This is a genomic window from Arthrobacter sp. UYP4, from assembly GCF_057291175.1.
This window is the reverse complement of sequence record NZ_JBXAVU010000001.1, coordinates 233,802-253,841: the sequence shown is the minus strand read 5'-3', so window position 1 is coordinate 253,841 and position 20,040 is coordinate 233,802. Positions and strand designations below refer to the sequence as shown.

Annotated in this window: 20 protein-coding genes and 1 riboswitch; of the genes, 12 read left to right on the top strand and 8 right to left on the bottom strand. The window is 70.5% G+C overall.

Features of this window, described 5'->3' with window-relative positions; all coding sequences use genetic code 11:
- Nucleotides 1-38: 38 nt before the first annotated feature.
- Nucleotides 39-395, top strand: coding sequence for a VOC family protein (locus AC0Z9V_RS01150; RefSeq protein ID WP_133081808.1), 357 nt, complete (start codon nt 39-41; stop codon nt 393-395).
- A gap of 75 nt (nt 396-470) precedes the next feature.
- On the opposite strand, the gene AC0Z9V_RS01145 is transcribed toward AC0Z9V_RS01150, so the two are convergent.
- Together AC0Z9V_RS01145 and AC0Z9V_RS01140 are read right to left on the bottom strand one after the other, a co-directional pair.
- Complete coding sequence (locus AC0Z9V_RS01145; protein ID WP_485140464.1) at nt 471-881, bottom strand: VOC family protein; 411 nt, start codon at nt 879-881, stop codon at nt 471-473.
- 237 nt (nt 882-1,118) lie between these two features.
- Nucleotides 1,119-2,138, bottom strand: coding sequence for a DUF808 domain-containing protein (locus AC0Z9V_RS01140; RefSeq protein WP_485140463.1), 1,020 nt, complete (start codon nt 2,136-2,138; stop codon nt 1,119-1,121).
- Between the two features lie 311 nt (nt 2,139-2,449).
- On the opposite strand from AC0Z9V_RS01140, the gene AC0Z9V_RS01135 reads away from it, so the two are divergent.
- From AC0Z9V_RS01135 to AC0Z9V_RS01105, 7 genes are all read left to right on the top strand, one after another.
- Complete coding sequence (locus AC0Z9V_RS01135) at nt 2,450-2,908, top strand: hypothetical protein (RefSeq protein WP_485140462.1); 459 nt, start codon at nt 2,450-2,452, stop codon at nt 2,906-2,908.
- Nucleotides 2,908-4,596 carry a sensor histidine kinase gene (locus AC0Z9V_RS01130; protein ID WP_485140461.1) on the top strand — a complete coding sequence of 563 codons (1,689 nt, stop codon included), beginning with the start codon at nt 2,908-2,910 and terminating at the stop codon, nt 4,594-4,596. Before AC0Z9V_RS01135 ends, AC0Z9V_RS01130 begins: the two co-directional genes overlap by 1 nt.
- Entirely contained in the window at nt 4,593-5,252 is a 660-nt protein-coding gene (locus AC0Z9V_RS01125) for a response regulator transcription factor (RefSeq protein WP_133081803.1), read from the top strand. The genes AC0Z9V_RS01130 and AC0Z9V_RS01125 overlap by 4 nt, the downstream gene beginning before the upstream one ends.
- Entirely contained in the window at nt 5,249-6,781 is a 1,533-nt protein-coding gene (locus AC0Z9V_RS01120; RefSeq protein WP_485140460.1) for an SLC13 family permease, read from the top strand. The genes AC0Z9V_RS01125 and AC0Z9V_RS01120 overlap by 4 nt, the downstream gene beginning before the upstream one ends.
- Nucleotides 6,782-6,823: 42 nt before the next feature.
- Nucleotides 6,824-8,041 carry a glycerate kinase gene (locus AC0Z9V_RS01115; RefSeq protein WP_485140459.1) on the top strand — a complete coding sequence of 406 codons (1,218 nt, stop codon included), beginning with the start codon at nt 6,824-6,826 and terminating at the stop codon, nt 8,039-8,041.
- Nucleotides 8,042-8,125: 84 nt separating this feature from the next.
- Nucleotides 8,126-10,135, top strand: coding sequence for a M3 family metallopeptidase (locus AC0Z9V_RS01110; protein WP_485140458.1), 2,010 nt, complete (start codon nt 8,126-8,128; stop codon nt 10,133-10,135).
- A 28-nt stretch (nt 10,136-10,163) separates the two neighbouring features.
- Nucleotides 10,164-10,877 carry a GNAT family N-acetyltransferase gene (locus AC0Z9V_RS01105; RefSeq protein WP_485140457.1) on the top strand — a complete coding sequence of 238 codons (714 nt, stop codon included), beginning with the start codon at nt 10,164-10,166 and terminating at the stop codon, nt 10,875-10,877.
- A gap of 259 nt (nt 10,878-11,136) precedes the next feature.
- On the opposite strand, the gene pdxS is transcribed toward AC0Z9V_RS01105, so the two are convergent.
- On the bottom strand, nt 11,137-12,051 hold the full coding sequence (pdxS, locus tag AC0Z9V_RS01100; RefSeq protein WP_133081798.1) for a pyridoxal 5'-phosphate synthase lyase subunit PdxS: 915 nt from the start codon (nt 12,049-12,051) through the stop codon (nt 11,137-11,139).
- A 249-nt stretch (nt 12,052-12,300) separates the two neighbouring features.
- Nucleotides 12,301-12,412, top strand: a riboswitch (SAM riboswitch).
- Between the two features lie 39 nt (nt 12,413-12,451).
- Here pdxS and AC0Z9V_RS01095 point away from each other — a divergent pair.
- Together AC0Z9V_RS01095 and AC0Z9V_RS01090 are read left to right on the top strand one after the other, a co-directional pair.
- Nucleotides 12,452-13,069 (top strand): AmiS/UreI family transporter, encoded by a 618-nt coding sequence (locus AC0Z9V_RS01095; protein ID WP_485140456.1) that lies wholly within the window; start codon nt 12,452-12,454, stop codon nt 13,067-13,069.
- 108 nt (nt 13,070-13,177) lie between these two features.
- Nucleotides 13,178-14,428: an acyl-CoA dehydrogenase family protein gene (locus AC0Z9V_RS01090; RefSeq protein WP_485140455.1), complete on the top strand. Its 1,251-nt coding sequence runs from the start codon at nt 13,178-13,180 to the stop codon at nt 14,426-14,428.
- A gap of 45 nt (nt 14,429-14,473) precedes the next feature.
- Here the strand turns inward: AC0Z9V_RS01090 and AC0Z9V_RS01085 are convergent, their stop codons facing one another.
- A complete protein-coding gene (locus AC0Z9V_RS01085; protein WP_485140454.1) occupies nt 14,474-14,695 on the bottom strand; it encodes a hypothetical protein in 222 nt (73 codons plus the stop codon).
- A 266-nt stretch (nt 14,696-14,961) separates the two neighbouring features.
- On the opposite strand from AC0Z9V_RS01085, the gene AC0Z9V_RS01080 reads away from it, so the two are divergent.
- Entirely contained in the window at nt 14,962-15,786 is an 825-nt protein-coding gene (locus tag AC0Z9V_RS01080) for a sigma-70 family RNA polymerase sigma factor (RefSeq protein ID WP_133081794.1), read from the top strand.
- A gap of 22 nt (nt 15,787-15,808) precedes the next feature.
- Here the strand turns inward: AC0Z9V_RS01080 and pgsA are convergent, their stop codons facing one another.
- The 4 genes from pgsA to AC0Z9V_RS01060 all read right to left on the bottom strand — a co-directional run bounded on the left by pgsA (nt 15,809) and on the right by AC0Z9V_RS01060 (nt 19,503).
- On the bottom strand, nt 15,809-16,429 hold the full coding sequence (pgsA, locus tag AC0Z9V_RS01075; RefSeq protein WP_485140453.1) for a phosphatidylinositol phosphate synthase: 621 nt from the start codon (nt 16,427-16,429) through the stop codon (nt 15,809-15,811).
- Nucleotides 16,429-17,040, bottom strand: coding sequence for an HIT family protein (locus tag AC0Z9V_RS01070; RefSeq protein WP_485140452.1), 612 nt, complete (start codon nt 17,038-17,040; stop codon nt 16,429-16,431). The genes pgsA and AC0Z9V_RS01070 overlap by 1 nt, the downstream gene beginning before the upstream one ends.
- Nucleotides 17,040-19,034 carry a threonine--tRNA ligase gene (thrS, locus tag AC0Z9V_RS01065; protein ID WP_485141259.1) on the bottom strand — a complete coding sequence of 665 codons (1,995 nt, stop codon included), beginning with the start codon at nt 19,032-19,034 and terminating at the stop codon, nt 17,040-17,042. Before thrS ends, AC0Z9V_RS01070 begins: the two co-directional genes overlap by 1 nt.
- A gap of 166 nt (nt 19,035-19,200) precedes the next feature.
- Nucleotides 19,201-19,503 (bottom strand): chorismate mutase, encoded by a 303-nt coding sequence (locus AC0Z9V_RS01060; RefSeq protein WP_485140451.1) that lies wholly within the window; start codon nt 19,501-19,503, stop codon nt 19,201-19,203.
- Nucleotides 19,504-19,693: 190 nt separating this feature from the next.
- On the opposite strand from AC0Z9V_RS01060, the gene AC0Z9V_RS01055 reads away from it, so the two are divergent.
- Complete coding sequence (locus AC0Z9V_RS01055; RefSeq protein WP_279628599.1) at nt 19,694-19,951, top strand: mycoredoxin; 258 nt, start codon at nt 19,694-19,696, stop codon at nt 19,949-19,951.
- Nucleotides 19,952-20,040 lie beyond the last annotated feature (89 nt).

Sequence of the window (20,040 nt, the reverse complement as noted above, 5' to 3'; positions counted from 1 at the left end):
CCGTCGGACCGCCGCACGCGGTCCGCGAAAGGAGCGCCATGGCACAGGGAATTGCAGCAGTCTGGGTACCCGTCGAGGACATGGACAGGGCCGTCGCCTTCTACCGCGACACCCTCGGTCTCAGCGTGACGATGCAGGACACCGACTGGACGGAGATCGACGCCGGTGGACTGACCGTCGGTCTCAACGCCCGGGAGAACACCCACGGCGGATCGGGCGGTGGCGCCGTCATCAGCTTCTCGCCCGAGGGTTCCATCGAGGACGAGGTGCAGCGCATCGCCGCGCGCGGTGGCGCGTCGATCGAAGGGGAGATCAGCGAGTACCCCTGGGGCCGGATCCTGCCGTTCAAGGACAGCGAGGGCAACGACCTCCAGCTGTACAGCCCGCCGGCCTGACCGGCAGCCTGACCGGCGAGGTCCCGGAGGTGCCGGGAAGGGTCCGGTGCGTCGCCCGGACGGAGGGCCGAGGACCTACGAGGGGAGCCAGTCCCCGCGGTTCCGGATCTCCTGCACGGCCCAGCCGTTGCCGTCCGGGTCCGAGAAGTAGATGAAGGCGGACGCGTCACCCTCACCCATCCGGGTGACGGGATCGACGGCGACGCCGCGCTCCAGCAGTTCCGCGCGGGCCAGTTCGACGTCACGCACCACGAGCTGCAGGCCGGAGACGGGTCGGCCGGCATCGGACCCCATGCCCTCGGTCAGGACCACAGAACACGAGGATCCCCGGGGCGTGAGCTGGACAATCCTGACGCCCGGCGCAGGCTTCACGTCGTGATCCAGGACGAAGCCGACCCGGTCGCGGTAGAACGCGAGCGAGCGGTCGAGGTCGGCGCTCGGGAGCACGACGACTTCCAGTTTCCATTCCAGTGCTGTTTCCGACATAGGCGAACACTACAGGCACTCCTGCCCGGCGTCCCGGCGTCCCGGAGCGGTTCCCGGGACGCCCTGCCGTCCCGGCCGTCCTCGACGTCCCCAGCCCCATCGCTCTCGGCTGGTGCCGGTCACCTGCCGTCTCAGGACCGGTCGGGGCACGAACGACACCACCGCCCGACGGCGCGTCCAGCCGCCTGCCGGCCGACCCGCAGGAACCCGCCGGAACGCGCCGGAACGCGCCGGATATCAGGTGTGCGGTCGTTCGCGTCCCGCCGACTTGTGGCCGGCGATGGCGGCGCGGAGGTCGCCCCCTTCGTGGCCGCCCTTCTTCCTGCTCGAAGGCAGCAGTCCCAGCAGGGGGTGCACGACGACGAGGACCAGGGCACCCCAGGCCAGTCCGAGGACGGCCGAGCAGAGGGTGTTCACCAGCCATGCAAGGAGACCGCCGACCACGGGGACACCGACGAACGGGTGCTCGAGCACGTGGACCAGGTCGTACGGCGCGTGCCAGCCGAGGTCGTAGGCGCCCTGCAGCATGATGTGGCCGCCCACCCACAGCATCGCGACGGTCCCGACGAGGGTGATCGCCGCCAGCACTCCGGGCATGCCCTTCACGAGCATCCGGCCGAGGCGCTGCGAGCCCTCCGAGTCCTTCGTGGTCAGGTGCAGGCCGATGTCGTCCATCTTGACGATCAGCGCCACGGCGCCGTACACGAGCACCGTGATGGCGAGCGCGACGACGATCAGGATGAGCGCCCGGGCCACCAGGGACTCGTCGGACACCTCGTTCATCGAGATGACCATGATCTCGCAGGAGAGGATGAAGTCGGTGGTGATGGCGCCCTTGGTGACCCTGGCCTCCGCCTCCGGCCCCCGCTCCACCGCCGGCGCCTGCTTGGACTCGTGGTGGCCGCGGATCTTGTGCCAGACCTTCTCCGCGCCCTCGTAGCAGAGGTAGGTGCCGCCGAGCATGAGGATGAACGGGATGATGCCCGGGATGAACGCACTGACGAGCAGCAGGGCGGGCAGGATGATCAGCAGCTTGTTCCGCAGCGAGCCCCAGAAGATCCGCTTGATCATCGGCAGCTCGCGGGAGGGATCGGCACCGGAGACGTACTGCGGGGTGACGGCGGCGTCGTCGATCACCACGCCGGCGGCCTTCGCCCCCGCTTTGGCGGCGCCGGCGGCGACGTCGTCCACCGAGGCGGCCGCGATGCGGGCGAGGGCAGCGACGTCGTCCAGCAGGGCGACGAGACCGCCGCTCACAGTGCGCGTCCGCTCTGCTCGAGGGCGGGCTGCTGGGCAGGGCTGCTGCGGTCGAGGCACGGATTCGGCATGTTCGGAGTATATGGGAGCGCCGGCCGGTGGGCCGCGTGGCGCGGTCGTAGGACCGGCGGCAGCGTCCGGGCGGCAGCGTCCGGGCGGCGAAGATGAAGAAGTCCTCATGCAGTCTTCACGACGACCTCACCTGCGTGCGCCAGAGTAGGTACGGCGACGGGGATTCCGACGCCGGCGGCCCGGTACCGTCCCGATCCGCCCCCGTTCCGACCCATCCGCACGACCACAAGGAGAACCCCATGGCTCTTGGCCCCCGCATCCTCGCTGCAGCAGGGCTGCTCGCGGTGCCGGCACTCCTCGCGGTCGGGAGCCGGGAACTGAGCCGCCCCGCCGACATCCCTTCCGTGGATCCGCAGACCGTCGTCGTGGAGCTCGCTCCGACCGGTGGGAAGGACACCCGGACGACCGGGACCGATGAGCCCTCAGGGTCCGTGCCGGCCCCGGAACCGCCGGCCGCACCGTCGCCCTCTGCCAGCCCGGCCCCCACGCTCCGGCCCGCGCCCGAGCCTGCGCCTGTCCCCGCACCAGCAGCCCCACCGGCGCCGGTACCCGTACCCGCCGTCCCACCGGCACCTGCACCTGCGTCGGGCCAGGGCACCCCCGGCCTGGTGGAGCGCGAGGTGTTCGACGACGACGGGGAGGACGAAGGACCCGACGGGATCGACGACGACGCCACGAGCCAGGACGGCCAGGACTGATGGGGCTGCAACCACTTCCTCCGGGCTCGAGGCCCGCCGCGGGATCAGCGACCGCGGGGCGGACGGTCCGGCCCGTGGGTGGTTCGGCCGTCTCCGCACGATGGCGCATCGTGGGCTGGATCGTGCTCACCACGGCCCTGGCCCTCCTGGCGCTGCTCGTCACCGTCCGCTCCCTGCTGATCGCCGGCGTCGATCGGGATGCCAACGACGACGTCGTCCAGGAAGCGCAGGAGTTCACCACCTTCGCGGCGGAGGCCGTGGATCCACTCACGGCGCAGCCGTACTCGTCGGTCAGCGAGCTGCTGGAACGCTATCTGTCCCGCCAGAACGCCTCCGCCGGCGAGGTGATCCTCGGAGTGACCGGGGGCGAGGTGCTGTACCTGGGGTCCGATGGACGCGGCAACAACGACGAATACCGGCTGCCCTCCGACACGGCGCTGCTGGAGGAGCTGCGGACGGACCCGGCCGCGTCCGGCGTACGCGAGACGGCGGCGGGGCCCATGCGGTGGGGGAAGGTCGAGGTACAGGCCGGTACCGAGTCCGGGACACTCGTGGTCGCCGCGTTCCCGCGCGGAGGGTACGAGCAGGTGCAGGAGACCGTGACCGTGATCTTCTTCGTCGCGCTCGGCGGTCTGCTGTTCACCGCCGGGATCGCGTGGCTGGTGGCAGGCCAGATCCTGCGGCCCGTCCGGGACGTGAGGCGCGTGGCCACCGAGATCACCGAGTCCGATCTCACCGCACGCGTGCCGGTCCAGGGCCGCGACGACGTCGCCGCGCTCGCGGTCACGTTCAACGACATGCTGGATCGCCTCGAGCAGGCGTACGTCACGCAGCGACGCTTCATCGACGACGCCAGTCACGAACTGAGGACGCCGATCACCGTGATCCGCGGGCACCTGGAACTGATCGACGACGACCCGGCGGGTCGTGCGGCCACCCTGACCCTCGTGGACGGCGAGCTGTCCCGGATGGCGAGGATCGTCTCCGACCTCCTCCTGCTGGTCAAGGCAGAGCGCCCCGACTTCGTCCAGCCCGCACCGACCGACGTCGCCGAGCTGATGCTCGACCTCGAAGCGAAGATGCAGGCACTCGGCGACCGGCGATGGCTCCTCATGGAGGTCGCCGAAGGGACGGTCGCGCTGGACAGCCAGCGCGTCACCCAGGCGGTGCTCCAGCTGGGAGCCAATGCCGTGCAGTACACGCCCGACGGCACCGACATCAGCCTCGGTTCCGCGTTCGAAGGTGCCGGTACCGACCGGCGGCTGCGTATCTGGGTGAAGGACTCCGGCCCCGGCGTGACGGAGGACGAGGCCGCGGTGATCTTCGAACGCTTCGAGCACGGTTCGGCGAACGCGCTGCCGGCCGACAGGCTGCGGACCGGCGGAGCGCGCGGCGGTGCGGGACTGGGGCTGTCCATCGTGCGGGCCATCGCGGACGGGCACGACGGCTCCGCCTGGGTGCGCAGCGAACCGGGCCGCGGTGCCACGTTCGGGCTCCTCCTGCCGGCACCCGCGAGGCTCCGGGTCGATCCTGCGTCGGGACCGCCCCTCCGGCCGCCGGGGACCCTCCCTCCGGGCAGAGGCACGACGACCGGCCGGCAGACCACAGGGAACAAGCCGTCGACCATCTCCGAGCCCGCTCCGCCCCAGCGGGCCATCCTACGACCGACACCGCAGGAGACACCATGAGCCGCATCCTGATCGCCGAGGACGACCCCCGCGTCGCCTCCTTCATCCAAAAGGGCCTGCACGCGGCCGGCTACTCCACGGAACATGCCGCGGACGGCGAGACGGCGCTCTTCCTCGCCCGTGCCGCCGGTTTCGACCTCATCATCCTCGACATCGGACTCCCCCTGATGGACGGGTTCGAGGTCCTCGCCCAGATCAGGGGGGAGGGCGTGCCGACACCAGTGATCGTCCTGACCGCGAGGGACAGCGTCCCGGACACGGTGGCGGGGCTCGAGGGCGGCGCCGACGACTACGTCACGAAACCGTTCCACGTCGCGGAACTCCTCGCGCGTATCCGCCTGCGCCTCACGGACCGGGCACCCATGACAGCCGGCACCGTCATCGAGCATCAGGGCCTGTCGCTGGACCTCCACTCCAGGCGGGCACGCATCGGGGACGACGCCGTCGAGCTGACGTCGCGCGAATTCGCGATCCTGGAGGTCTTCCTGAGGCACCCCGACCGCGTCATCTCCCGCGAGCAGCTCCTCAACCAGGTGTGGGGCTACGGATTCGATCCGGGCTCGAACGTCGTCGACGTCTACGTCCGTGCCCTGCGCCGGAAGATCGGCGCAGAGCGGATCGAGACGATCCGCGGAGCAGGATACCGGCTGCCATGACCCTGGTCGAGCACTCCACCACGCCGCCACGGACGGCGAAGGCTCCCGGCACCGCGCCCGTCGCCGATGCCGGCGCACGGGCCGCTGCACGACGCTCCCTCGTCATCCGGTCGGTGGCCGCCACCGTCGGACTCACGATCGCCGCCGCCGTCGTCCTCGCCGCCCGGCAACCCGACGCAGGCCTGTCCCCGCAGGGCGCGGTCACGCTCATGGTCTTCGTGCTGGCGGTGTGGCTCTGGATCTTCACCTCGATCGACGACACGTACATCGCGCTCGGCGCGGCGACGGTCCTGGTCCTCACCGGGACGATGGAGACCGGGGAACTCTTCTCCACCCTGGGCGAGGAGACCATCTGGCTGCTCCTCGCCGCGTTCGTCATCGCCGCAGGTGTCCGCGCCTCGGGACTGGCCAACCGCGGGGCAGCGTTCATCATCACGGGCGCGACGACACCGCGGCAACTCGCACACCTGACGACCCTCGCCCTCGTCGTCACCACCTTCGCCGTCCCCTCGACGTCCGGGCGCGCCGCGCTGGCCCTGCCGGTGTTCCTGGCACTGAGGCAGGCACTCGCCGGCCGCGTCGCGCTCGTCAAAGCCCTGGCGATCCTCTTCCCGTCGGTGATCCTCCTCTCCGCGGTCGGGTCCTTCCTCGGGGCCGGCGCCCACCTCATCACCAGCCAGATCCTCGAGACCGCGACGGGCAGCAGTTTCGACTTCGCCACGTGGCTCCTTCTCGGCCTGCCCCTCGCCCTGGTCGCATCCCACCTCTGCGCCGAGATCGTGCTGCGCATGTTCACCACCGCCGCCGAGCGCGGCGAACACCTGCGGATCCATGTCGCCGCCCTCGAAGAGCACTCCGACACCCCCGTCACCGGTCCGCTGACCGTTGCCGAGTCCCGTGCCGCGCTCCTGCTGGGCGCCGTCGTCGTCCTGTGGTGCACCGAGCCGCTGCACGGGCTCCATCCCGCCCTCGTCGCGCTGATCGGCGCCCTCGTCGCGGCGTCGCCGAGCTACGGCTCGGTGGACCTCGCCAAGGGACTGAAATCGGTGCCGTGGTCCCTGCTGCTCTTCATGGCCGCGACGCTGGCTCTCGGCAACGCCCTCGTCTCCACCGGAGCGGCCGATTGGCTGGCGAGCGGCGTGCTGGGGCCCATCCGTTCGCTGGGAGCGGCAGCAGCCCCCCTCTTCGTGGTGCTCGTGGTGCTCCTCTCCACCGTCGCCCACCTCGTCATCCAGAGCAGGTCGGCGCGGTCGGCCGTCCTGATCCCCGTCGTGATCGCCCTCTCCCCGGCCGTCGGGGTGGAACCCATGGCAGCGGCGTTCGCCTCGACGGCGGCTGCGGGTTTCTGCCACACCCTCACGAGTTCCGCGAAGCCCGTGGCGATGTTCGCCGCGGTGGACGGCGTCGAGACCTACACGCCGAAGGACCTCCTCCGGCTGTCATCGCTCCTGGCGCCCGTCAACGTGGCCCTGGTGCTGATCTTCAGCTTCCTGGTCTGGCCGCTCCTCGGCCTGCCGCTCTTCCCCTGACGACCCGTTCCATCGCCCGTCCCTACCCGAAGGAGAACCACCATGGCAGTCCCCCAGCGCATCCTCATCGCACCCAGCGGCTTCAAGGAGTCCCTCGACGCGGAGACGGTGGCCCGGTCCATCGCCGCGGGCGTCCGGCGGGTCCTCCCGGGGGTGCAGGTCACTGCCGTTCCGATCGCGGACGGCGGCGAAGGGACGGCTGCGACCCTCGCGGCCGCGACGGACGGCGTCCTCGTGCCGGTGAACGTCACAGGACCGGTCGGCGCGCCGGTCGAATCGCACTATGCGAGGCTCGGCGGAAGCGCCACCGGCACGGCCGTCGTCGAGATGGCCGCCGCCGCCGGGCTCCGCCTCGTGCCGCGAAAACTCCGCGACCCCGGAGCCACGACCACCTACGGCGTGGGTGAGCTGATCCGCGCGGCGCTCGACGAGGGCATCCGCACCATCGTGGTGGGGTGTGGGGACTCCGGGACGAGCGACGGAGGCGCCGGGGCGCTCCAGGCGCTCGGTGCGCGCGTCCTCGACGGGAAGGGGCGGGACCTCCCCTTCGGCGGCTCCGCCCTGATCGACGCGGAGCGGCTCGACCTCTCCGGCCTGCATCCCGCCGTCCACGAGGCGACGATCGTCCTGGCATGCAACCAGCACAACGTGCTGTGCGGCAAGACCGGCGTCGCCCGCGTGTTCGGACCGCAGAAGGGAGCATCGCCCCGGCAGGTCGAGGAACTCGCGAAGGCCATGCGCCAGTGGGCGAGGGTCCTCGAACGTGACGGGCTCGCCGCCGGGATGGACTACCGGACCGGCCCGGGGACGGGGGCGTCCGGCGGCCTCGGTGCCGGGCTCGCCGCCGTCGGCGCCCGGCTGGTGCCACGCTTCGAGGCCCTGATCGACAGCGGTCTCGCCGGACTCGACCTCGACGCGCTCATGCGCGGGGCGGACCTCGTCATCACGGCCGAGGGCGCCATCGACTTCCAGACACCGAACGGAAAGGTACCCGCCGTCGTCGCGCGCAGGGCTCAGCTCGCCGGCGTACCCGTCCTGGCACTGGCGGGCTCCCTCGGGAGGGGCGCCCCGGACGTGCACGACATCGGCATCGACGCGATCGCCTCCATCATGACCATCCCGATGAACCTGGCGGATGCCGTCGCGAACGGCGAGCAACTGCTCATCGAGGCCACCGAGCGGACCATGCGGTTGCTCCTGCTCGGCGCCGCCGTGTCATCGTCCATCGACGCCCGGTACCGCGAGCTCCGGCCCATCTGACGCGGTACGGCGGCACGCGGACGGAGTGCGGACGAGCCCGCAGGTAGTGCACGGATGAGCGACGACGTGCAAAAGTTAGTTCCCATGAGCAACCCTTTCCTCGCGCCAAGCACCCTCGACTACCAGCTGCCGCCGTTCGCCGCCATCCGGGACGAGCACTACCTGCCGGCCTTCGACGCGGGTTTCGCCGAACACCTCGCCGAGATCGACGCCATCACGGACACCGCCGAACCACCCACGCTCGAGAACACCGTGCTGCGGCTCGAACAGGCGGGCAGCACCCTGGACCGCGTCTCGCGTGTGTTCTTCAGCAACTCCGTCAGCCATGCGACGGACGCGATCCAGGGCCTCGAGCAGCAGGTGGCCCCCCGCCTCGCGGAGCACGAGGACAACATCAAGCTCAATCGCGCACTGTTCGAACGCCTCCGTCAGGTGCCGCTCGACGGCCTGGACGACGAGTCCACGCGCCTCGTCCAGGAGTACGTCCGCAGCTTCGTGCGGGCGGGAGCCGAACTCGACGACGACGCGCAGGCGACGCTCCGCCGGCTCAACTCCGAACTCTCAGCACTCAGCACCGAGTTCTCGCAGAAACTGCTGAAGGACACCAACGACTCCGCCCTGCTGCTCGACTCCGCCGACGACCTCGACGGACTGTCCGCGGACGCGATCTCCGCTGCGGCCACGGCGGCGACCGACGCGGGCCACGACGGCAGGTACCTGCTGACACTGATCCTCCCGACGGCGCAGCCGGCCCTCGAGTCACTCACCGACCGGGAGGTCCGCCGTCGCCTGCACGAGGCCGCCGTCGACCGCGGCGCACGCGGCAACGACGCCGACACCCTCGCGATCGCCACCCGCATGGCGACCCTGCGCGCCGAGCGCGCAGCCCTGCTCGGCTTCGACACGCACGCCTCGGCAGCGACCGACAACCAGACCGCCCCGTCGCTGGACGCGATCATGGACCGGATGCGCGAACTCGCGGCCCCCGCCGTGCGCAATGCCCGGGCCGAGGCCGCAGAGCTGGAGGCCGAGGCCGGCCATCCGATCGAACCGTGGGACTGGGCCTACTACGCCTCGAAGGTCCGGAAGGCGAAGTTCGACGTCGACCTGGACGCCCTCCGCCCCTACTTCGAACTCGAGCGCGTCCTGCAGGACGGAGTGTTCTACGCCGCGACCCGGCTGTACGGTCTCACGTTCACCGAGCGCCCCGACCTTCTCGGGTACCACCCCGATGTGCGGGTGTGGGAGGTCTTCGACGAGGACGGCTCGGGCCTCGGCCTGTTCCTCGGCGACTTCTACACCCGCGACACCAAGAGCGGCGGTGCCTGGATGAACTCCTTCGTGGACCAGTCGCGGCTCCAGGGCACACGTGCCGTCGTCATCAACAACCTGAACATCTCGAGGCCCGCGGCGGGCGAGCCCACCCTGCTGTCCTACGACCAGGTGGTCACCATGTTCCACGAGTTCGGCCACGCACTGCACGGCCTGTTCTCCGACGTCACCTACCCGCTGTTCTCCGGCACGTCGGTGCCGCGCGACTTCGTGGAGTACCCGTCGCAGGTCAACGAGATGTGGATCCTCTGGCCGGAGATCGTCGCGAACTACGCCCGTCACCACGAGACGGGCGAACCGCTCCCCCAGGACGTCATCGACCGCATCCACGCCGCCGGCGCCTGGGGCGAGGGATTCGAGACGACCGCCTACCTCGGTGCCACCCTGCTGGACCTGGCCTGGCACTCGATCCCGCCGGGCACGGTCGTCGAGGACCCGCTGGCCTTCGAAGCCTCGGCCCTCGCCGATGCCGGCGTCGACTTCGCGCCCGTTCCGCCGCGGTACCGCACCTCCTACTTCAAGCACATCTTCGCCGGCGGGTACGCGGCGTCCTACTACGCCTACATCTGGAGCGAGATGCTCGACGCCGACACCGTGGAGTGGTTCAAGTCCTCGGGCGGCCTGACACGCGCCAACGGGGACCACTTCCGGCGGGAGCTGCTGTCGCGGGGCAACAGCATCGATCCGCTGGAGGCGTTCCGCGCCTTCCGGGGCCGGGACGCCGACCTCGAGCCACTGCTCGTCCGCCGCGGGCTCGCATGACCGGCCCTGCCGGCGGTCCAGCCGCATGGTGACCATCGCCCAGTGCCAGCGGCTGCAGGCCGCCTGGTCCGCGGCGCTGGCCACGGCGACGGGCGGGAGGACCTTCTCGACGCACGGCTCCACGTGGGTGTGGCTGCCCGCGCGACGCGAACTGGGGATGATGTTCCCGGAGTCCGTGAGCGCGCACGCCGTGCGGCCCGCCCTGGCCGAGGGGGTGCGGCTCGGCGCCTCCTCGGTCCGGGTCTGGCTCAACGGCGCGGTGGACCCCGTCGAGCTCGCCGGTCTGGGATTCGGTCCGAGCTGGCAGCCCTGGTGGATGGCAGCACCCGCGGCCGCCGTGGTCGTGCCCGGGGACGACGACGCCGTCCTCGCCACCGATGTACCCGACTACTCGGGTCCGCTGGAACAGGAGCTGCGGGTGGTCCGCTCCCAGCCGCGGCAGGCGTGGCATGCCGTGACCCGGAGTGGGGAAGGCGGCAGCATCTCCGGAGCCGCGTACTCGTTCTACCCGTCCGGCGTCACGGGCCTGCGACGCCTCGGCGGTGTCCACAACCTCGAGGTGCTCCCGGACCACCAGCGGCGCGGGCTCGCCACGGCCCTGCTGAGCGCCACGGCGCGGGCCGCACTGCAGGCCGGTGCGGTGGACCTCGCCGTCAACGCCACACCGCAGGGCTACGAGTTCTTCTCGAAGCGGGGCTTCACACTGCTCGGACGCGGCAGGACCTACGCGCTGCACCTCTGACCGGCTGCGGCCCGACGGTGGACGCATGACAGCCGAGCCGCGTCCCCCTCCACCGCCGACGGTGATGTCGGAGGTGCGTGGGCCCGGTCCCGGCGGGACCGCGCCCGGGCGTTCGGGGCGACGGCCGAGGACATCCTCGGGGACCTCCTCGGGGACCGCGAGGCCCCGCGAGGCACTGACGCCGTCGCCGCCTCCGCGGGAAACGGCAGAGGACCGCGGCCTGCCGGCCGCGGTCCTCTGCACTGCCCGTGCTGTGCTGCTACCAGCCGCGCTCGGCGAGGCGGTGCGGCTGCGGGATCTCGTCGACGTTGATGCCGACCATGGCCTCGCCCAGACCGCGCGAGACCTTGGCGATCATGTCCGGATCGTCGTGGAACGTGGTCGCCTGGACAATCGCGTTGGCGCGTTCGGCCGGGTTGCCCGACTTGAAGATGCCGGAGCCGACGAAGACGCCGTCCGCGCCGAGCTGCATCATCATGGCCGCGTCCGCCGGGGTCGCGATGCCGCCGGCGGTGAAGAGGACCACGGGGAGTCGACCGGCGGAGGCGACCTCCTTCACCAGCTCGTAGGGCGCCTGGAGTTCCTTCGCGGCGACGTACAGCTCGTCCTCGGCCATGGAGGAGAGGCGGTTGAGCTCCGCGCGGATGGTGCGCATGTGCATCGTGGCGTTCGAGACGTCGCCGGTGCCGGCCTCGCCCTTCGAGCGGATCATCGCAGCGCCCTCGGTGATGCGCCGCAGTGCCTCACCGAGGTTGGTCGCACCGCAGACGAAGGGGACGGTGAACTTCCACTTGTCGATGTGGTTCGCGTAGTCGGCGGGCGTGAGGACCTCGGACTCGTCGATGTAGTCGACCCCGAGGGACTGCAGGACCTGCGCCTCCACGAAGTGGCCGATCCGGGCCTTGGCCATGACCGGGATGGAGACAGCCTCGATGATGCTGTCGATCATGTCGGGATCGCTCATGCGGGACACGCCGCCCTGGGCGCGGATGTCCGCGGGAACCCGTTCGAGCGCCATGACCGCTACCGCACCGGCGTCTTCGGCGATGCGGGCCTGCTCTGCTGTGACGACATCCATGATGACGCCGCCCTTGAGCATTTCGGCCATCCCGCGCTTGACCCGGTTGCCGCCGGTCTGTGCTGTGGTTGCCGAATTGTCTTCAACGGTGGACACGACTTGCCCCTAAAGGTAGATAAAAGCTGACCCTTCATGATACGCCGCCGCAGGACGCCCTTCCGGTCGCGGCCGCCGCCCCGGTCCCGGCCGTTCCCGCGGGCTCCGGACCCCGGCGCGGGACCGCGCACGTCAGCGATCCGACAGCGATCCGGCAGCGATCCGGCAGCGTCACACGGCGTCACGCGGCGGAATGCCGCGTCTTCCTGCTGGAAAGCGGACGATATGCCGCCTACGCTCGGAGCCACAGATCAAGAGTTCCGACGCGAAGCCCTGGCTCGTCGGACGGCAACCCCCTCCGTGGCGGGGTGCCCCAGGTGAAGATCCGGCCCCGTGCATCAGCGCGGGGCAAGCACGGCGCGGACCTCCAGCGGTTCCGCGTCCCGTCGATGGGACATCCATGTCGTACATCTGCCTGCTGCTCTCGGGAGCAGCCCTTCTGATCAACGGACTCGGCCTCCTCGGCCGGGTCCCGCCACTGGACGCGGGATTCCTCAATCTCGCGGTCGGTGTGCTCCAGCTCGTCCTCGCCACGGTCGTCGCAGCGACCGGGGCGCCGGATCCAGCCGCGTTCAGCACGGCGAGCGGGATCTTCCTCTTCGGGCTCACCTACCTGTACGTGGGTCTCGGCTCCGTCGCGGGTCTGGGCTCCGCCGGCGTCGGCTGGTTCTGCGGGCTCGTCGCCGTGCTCGCCGTCGTCTTCGCGGCCACGTCGCTGGACACCGACCCGCTCGGCTCGGTGCTCTGGCTCGCGTGGGCGGTGCTGTGGGGTCTGTTCTTCCTGATCCTCGCCCTCGACGCCGTCCGCCTTACCCGGGTCACCGGCTGGAGCGCGATCCTGGTCGGCACCGTCAGCACCGTGATCCCCGCCGTCCTCGGCCTCAACGGGGCCTGGCCGGCCGGCGGAGCCTCCGCCGTCGCCGCCGCGGCCGTCATCGGCGCACTGTTCGTCGGCGCCGGCGTCGCCGGTTCCCGTGAGGCGAGGGCGGCCGTCCCCCGGGTCGCCGTCCACGCCTGATCTCCTCGCCCCCGCCCCCGTCCTGCCACCTCTCCTCCCAGCCCCACTCCAAGCCCCACTCCCAGCCCCACTCCCAGCCCCACTCCCAGCCCGATCGGAAGGCCCACCATGACCACCCTGACGCACACCCATCCCACCGCGGACGCCGACTACGAACTCCTCGCGGCCCGCTTCCGACCCCTCTTCGCACGCATCGCGGACGGCGCATCGCGCCGCGAACAGGAGCACGAGCTCCCCCGGCAGGAGATCCGCGCCCTGATCGACGCCGGATTCGGGGCACTGCGGGTACCGGTCGCCGCCGGCGGGTTCGGCGCCTCGCTCCCGCAGCTGTTCCGCCTCCTCACCGAACTGGCCGCCGCCGATTCGAACATCCCCCAGGCGCTGCGCGCCCACTTCGCGTTCGTGGAGGACCGCCTCGTGTCCGCCGGTCCCCAGCGCGACGTATGGCTCCAGCGCTTCGTGGACGGCGAGATCGTGGGCAACTCCTGGACGGAGGTCGGCACCGTCACCATCGGTGACGTGATCACCAAGGTGAGCCCGGACCCGGGCAGCACCCACGGCGACTTCCGCATCAGCGGCACGAAGTACTACTCGACCGGCAGCATCTTCGCGGACTGGATCGACACGTTCGCCCAGCGGACGGACAACGGTGTCAAGGTCATCGCGGTGGTCAGCACGCACCAGGAGGGCGTCACGCACGGGGACGACTGGGACGGCTTCGGCCAGCAGACCACCGGCTCGGGTACGTCCACCTTCGACCGCGCCCGCGTCGAGGCCGGGAACGTCATCGACTTCGACACCCGGTTCAAGTACCAGACGGCCTTCTACCAGGCGGTGCTGCTGGCCGTCCTCGCGGGCAGCATCACCGCGGCCGAGCGGGACGTGGCGCGAGAGGTACGGAACCGCACGAGGATCTTCAGCCACGGGAATGCGCCGTCGTTCGCTGCCGATCCACAGATCCTCCAGGTCATCGGCGAGGTCTCCGCCGCCGCCTACGCCGCGGATGCCACCGTGGAGCGGGCCGCCCGGGCCCTGCAGCACGCCTACGAGGGCGCGTTCCTGGCCGACGAGGTCGAGGACGAGCGCCGGAACGACGTCGCCGAACTCGAGACGGCCAAGGCGCAGGTGGTCCTGTCGGCGCTCGCCACCCGCGCCACGTCCGACGTCTTCAATGCGCTGGCCGCGTCCGGCGTCAGCACGTCGAAGAACTTCGACCGGCACTGGCGGAACGCCCGCACCGCGGCCAACCACAACCCATGGGTGTTCAAGGCGAGGATCGTCGGCGACCACTCCGTCAACGGGACCGTGCCTCCCCGCGTGTGGTCCATCGGTGCGGCGCCGGGCGCAGGCAAGCCCTGAGCGACCTGGAGGACGGGACCGCCCGCGGTCCCGTCCTGCCCGGCCTCAGCCGCGCCGCGCACCGGCCGCCTGCCGCGCCGGGCAGACCTCGCGCCGCTCCAGTTCGTCCAGCACGGCATCGAGTGCCCCAGCGGGCCACCGCGACGACGGCGTCCTCACCGCCCGCTGCAGCGGCGCAGAGGGAGCCGTCCTGCGCTGCAGCAGGAGGAGGTCCGTCTCGGAGACGATGTGCAGATCGGTCGGGAGGAACCGTGTCCCGGGTGTCATGGCGTGTCCTGTTCTGGTGGATGGGTCATCCTCCCTTAGACGCACGACCGGGGGCCGAATCATCGGTTCCGGCGCAAGGAACGGCGAAGGATGCGGGCCCGCCTCCACCGCCTGCCGTCGAAGCTCAGCCTTTGGGCAGGATTGGCCCAGCGGATCAGTCGTGACGAGAGCCCGCTGATAGCTTTCAAAAGACACCTGCCGTCCTCGGCCGCTCCTTCGGGAGCGATCCGGGGCCGCACGGCCACTGAGCAGCTGGGGAGCTTGCTATGAATTCTCGCGAACGCGAAAAACTGATCGTCGACAACCTGCCGCTGGTCGGGTACCTCGTCTCGACCCTGTGCGCCCGCGCCACGCATCTCTCGCGGGATGACCTCGCGTCGGTCGGGGCCATCGCCCTGATCACATCTGCGGACTCCTTCGACCCGACCCTGGGCGTGCCCTTCGGCGCCTATGCCCGGCGCCGAATCACGGGGGCATTCGCCGACGAGATGCGGTCCAACGACTGGGCTCCGCGGTCCGCGCGACGGCGGATCGGCGACACCATCGCTGCACAGGACACGCTGGCCGCCTCCCTCGGGCGCACGCCCACGACGGACGAGCTCGCCATGACGCTCGGCGTCAGCCGGCACGAGGTCCAGGCTGCGCTCGGCGACGCCGCACGATCCGTCCAGACGCTCGACGAGACCGTCCTCGACATCGTCCCCTGTCTCGACCAGCTCCCCGAGGCATCGCTGCTGGCCGACGAGCAGGTCCGGCACATCCGCGCCGCCGTGGCCCACCTCCCCGCCCGCATGCGCCACATCATCCAGGAGGTCTTCTTCGAGGGACGATCGGTGACCGAGGTGGCAGCGGAGCTCGGGACCACCCACTCGGCCGTCTCCCAGCAGAAGTCCGAGGCGCTCCGGCTGCTGCAGGACGGCCTGGCGACCCACTACTCCGACACCGCAGGCTCCGCGCCCGCTCCGATCTCGCGCGTCTCCCCCAAGCGCAGGGCGGAATACCTGTCCGCGCTCGGTTCGGCACTGACGCCCCTGCGCGGCCACGCGGCGACGTACGCCACGGCTCGCCCGGCGTTCGCCTCGGCGTCCTGACCGTCCCGTACCGGCGGCGACGTCAGGACGCGGGCCTGGCCTCCAGCGACTGGCGATGGACGGCCCGCACCCTCTGGTAGACGGTCACGAGGCTTGCCGCGGCCAGGACGACGAGGACGGTCAGCAGGAAACCCTCGGGCAGGCCCAGTCCCGTCAGCCCGGTGACCACCAGGACGGAGACGAGGCGCTCCGCACGCTCCGCGAGCCCCACGTTCGCCGTGAAGCCGAGCGACTCGGCCTTAGCGCGGGCGTACGAGACGATCATGCCCAGCACGAGGCAGGCGAGTGAGGCGACCGCGATCGCGGCGTTCCCGCCACCCGTGAAGAACCAGATCGCGACACCCGCGAACAGCGAGCCGTCGGCGACGCGGTCGAGCGTCGAGTCGAGGAAGCTCCCCCACCGGCCCCCACGGCCCTGCATCCGGGCCATGATCCCGTCGATCACGTCGGAGAACACGAACAGCGTGATGAAGACCGTTCCCCAGAACAGCTGGCCGAGCGGGTAGAGGACCAGCGCGCCGCCGGCGACACCGACCGTCCCCGCGATCGTGACGGCGTCGGGCGTCACGCCCCACCGCAGCAGCAGGCGTGCCAGCGGCGTGAAGAGGGCCGTGAAGAATCCCCGCGCGTATCGGTTGAGCATCAGGCGTCCGATCCCGCCGGCCCGGCCGCCGACGGCCAGGCAGCCGCCACCTGCGCACGCACGTCGCCGAGGGTCTGCGTGATCGCCTTCGTCTGCGCGATGATCGGCAGGAAGTTCCCGTCACCGCCCCAGCGCGGCACGACGTGCTGGTGGAGGTGGGCGGCGATACCGGCGCCCCCGGTGACGCCCTGGTTCATGCCGAGATTGAACCCCGACGGGTTGGACACCTTGCGCAGCACACGCATGGCCGTCTGTGTGAGGGCGGCGATCTCCGCGGTCTCCGCCTCGTCGATGTCCGTGTAGTCGGGCACGTGCCGGTAGGGGCAGACCAGGAGGTGGCCGACGTTGTAGGGGAACAGGTTGAGCAGCACGAAGGCATGGGTCCCGCGGTGCACGATGAGGGATTCCTCGTCGCTCCGGTGCGGCGCCCGGCAGAACGGACAGGTCTGTTCCGACGTGACCTGGTCCTGCCCTCCCTTGATGTAGGCGAGCCGGTGCGGTGTCCACAGTCGCTGGAAGGCGTCCGGCACGCCTGCCAGCCCGAAGTCGTCCGTCACCGCCGCATCCCCCGGAGGGGTCGCGGGCATCCCCCGGCTGTCCGCGTCCTCCATCAGACGGTGGCTTCCCTGCTGCGGACCGCCTCCACGATCCGGCGGACGGCCTCGTCCACGGGCACCTGGTTGTCCTGGCTGCCGTCCCGGAAGCGGAAGGAGACGGCGCCGGCCTCCTGGTCCTCACCGCCGGCGATGAGGACGAACGGCACCTTCTCCTTGCTCGCGGTCCGGATCTTCTTCGGGAACCGGTCCGATCCCGCGTCGACCTGCGCGCGGATGCCCTCGGTCTTCAGCTTGTCGACGACGTCGAACAGGTAGTCGTTGAACGCCTCGGCGACCGGGACGGCGAGCACCTGCACGGGGGCGAGCCAGGCGGGGAACGCGCCGGCGTAGTGCTCGGTGAGCACCCCCATGAAACGCTCGATCGAACCGAACAGGGCCCGGTGGATCATGACCGGACGCTGGCGGGACCCGTCGGCCGCCTGGTACTCGAGCTCGAAGCGCTCGGGCAGGTTGAAGTCGAGCTGGATCGTCGACATCTGCCAGGTGCGGCCGATCGCGTCGCGTGCCTGCACGGAGATCTTCGGGCCGTAGAACGCGGCTCCCCCGGGGTCGGGCACGAGCTCCAGGCCGGAGGCCTCCGCGACCTCGGCGAGGGTGCGCGTCGCCTCGTCCCAGATCTCGTCGGAGCCGACCGACTTCTCCGGGTTGCGCGTGGACAGCTCGAGGTAGAAGTCCTCGAGGCCGTAGTCCTTGAGGAGGCCCAGGACGAAGTTCAGCGTCCCGGTGAGCTCGTCCTTCATCTGCTCACGGGTGCAGTAGATGTGGGCGTCGTCCTGGGTCATGCCACGAACACGCGTCAGGCCGTGGATGACACCGGACTTCTCGTACCGGTACACCGAGCCGAATTCGAAGAGCCGCAGCGGCAGCTCCCGGTAGGACCGCCCGCGCGAGCGGAAGATCAGGTTGTGCATCGGGCAGTTCATCGGCTTCAGGTAGTAGTCCTGGCCGGGCTTGCGCACGGTGCCGTCCTCGTTGAGCTCCTCGTCCACGTGCATCGCCGGGAACATGCCGTCCCGGTACCAGTCGAGGTGGCCGGAGACCTCGTAGAGGTGGCCCTTCGTGATGTGCGGCGTGTAGACGAACTCGTACCCGGCGTCGGTGTGCCGCTGGCGGGAGTAGTCCTCCATCGCCTTGCGGATGATGCCGCCCTTGGGGTGGAACACCGGCAGCCCCGAGCCCAGTTCGTCCGGGAAGGAGAAGAGGTCGAGCTCGGTGCCGAGCCGGCGGTGGTCGCGACGCTCCGCTTCCGCGAGGCGCTCCTGGTAGGCCTTCAGGGCGTCCTTCGTCGGCCACGCCGTGCCGTAGATCCGCTGCAGCTGCTTGTTCTTCTCGCTGCCGCGCCAGTAGGCGGCCGCCGAGCGGGTCAGGGCGTACGCGTTGGAGATGAGCTTGGTGTTCGGCAGGTGCGGGCCGCGGCAGAGGTCCTTCCAGACGACGTCCCCGGACTTGCGGTCCACGTTGTCGTAGACGGACAGCTCGCCGACGCCCACCTCGACGGACGCGCCGTCCTCGTCCGTGGCCCCGCCCTTGAGCCCGATCAGCTCGAGCTTGTACGGCTCGTCCTTCATCGCCTCGCGGGCCTCGTCCTCGGACACGACCCGCCGCACGAAGCGCTGGTTGGCGTTGACGATCTTGAGCATCATCTTCTCGAGCTGCTTGAGCTCGTCGGGCGTGAACGGCTCCTCCACGTCGAAGTCGAAGTAGAAACCGTCGGTGATGTACGGGCCGATACCGAGCTTGGCTCCCGGACGCAACTGCTGGACGGCCTGCGCCATGACGTGCGCGGCGGAGTGCCGCAGCACCTCCAGCCCCGCAGGATCCTCGAGGGTCACGCCCTCCACCGAGGCACCCTCGGCCAGTTCCTGGTCGAGGTCCTTCAGCTCGCCGTCCACGCGCATCACGACGACGTCCCGCCGCTCACTGAACAGCTCCGTCCCGGTGGTGCCCGTGGTCGCCTGCTGCTCTTCGCCGTCGACGATGAGTTTCATGGACTGGGGCGCTGACACGGGGAGTCTCCTCGATGCTGGGGAAATGGGCCGCCCGGAAGGGCGTGACGGGATCCGGCCGGGACCGGGACCGCCTCGTCGATCGTATCGGGTGGGCGGAGGGGCGACCAACAAGCTCGCCGCAGGACGTCGCCGTCCCGCGCAGGGGCTAGGGCTCCCGCCGCACCCGCAGCTCGAACTCGATGAACGCGGAGATCATCGCACGGTAGGTCTCCTCGACGACGGCGGGATCGACGCCCTGCCTGGACGCGTAGCCCCGCACGTTGGCGATCACCTGCTCCACGCGGGCCGGCGCCCGCACCGACGCGTCGTCGTGCTTGAGTGCTCCTGCCCTGCGGACGAGCCGCTCCCTCCGGGAGATGAGGGACACGATCTGCTCGTCCACCTCGTTGATGGCCACCCGGACCGCCGCCAACTGCTTCGCGTTCTGCTCTTCGTCTGCTTCAGCCATGGCGGAAGCCTACCGGGGCATCCGGCACCCGACGGGGTCGGACGGGGGCGGGCGGGCGCGGGAGCACGTCGGTTCGGTGATGTGCGAGGAATGACGCGGCACCGTCCCGTGTTGATGCAGGTGCGGGTGGACGAGCCGCCCGCGAGCGACAGATGCGCGCGGCGACCCGGGCGCAGATATGAGGAGCACCGTGGACTACACGCCAGAAGCCGGATCCATCACCATGTTCTCCACCTCGTGGTGCGGATACTGCCGGCGCCTGAAGTCTCAGCTCGACGCCCAGGGCATCGGCTACAACGAGGTCAACATCGAGGAGGTCGAGGGCACCGCCGAGCTCGTGGCCTCCCTCAACGGGGGCAACCAGACCGTGCCCACCGTCATCTTCCCGGACGGCACGACCGCCACCAATCCCTCCGCCGCCGAGGTGCGGGCCAGGATCGCCGTCTAGCCCGGACGCGATCCGCGCACCGCGGCCGTCCCCCATATGCTGGGAGCGGTGGGCCCGTCCTCCGGTCCACCGCTCCCAGCGGAAGGACA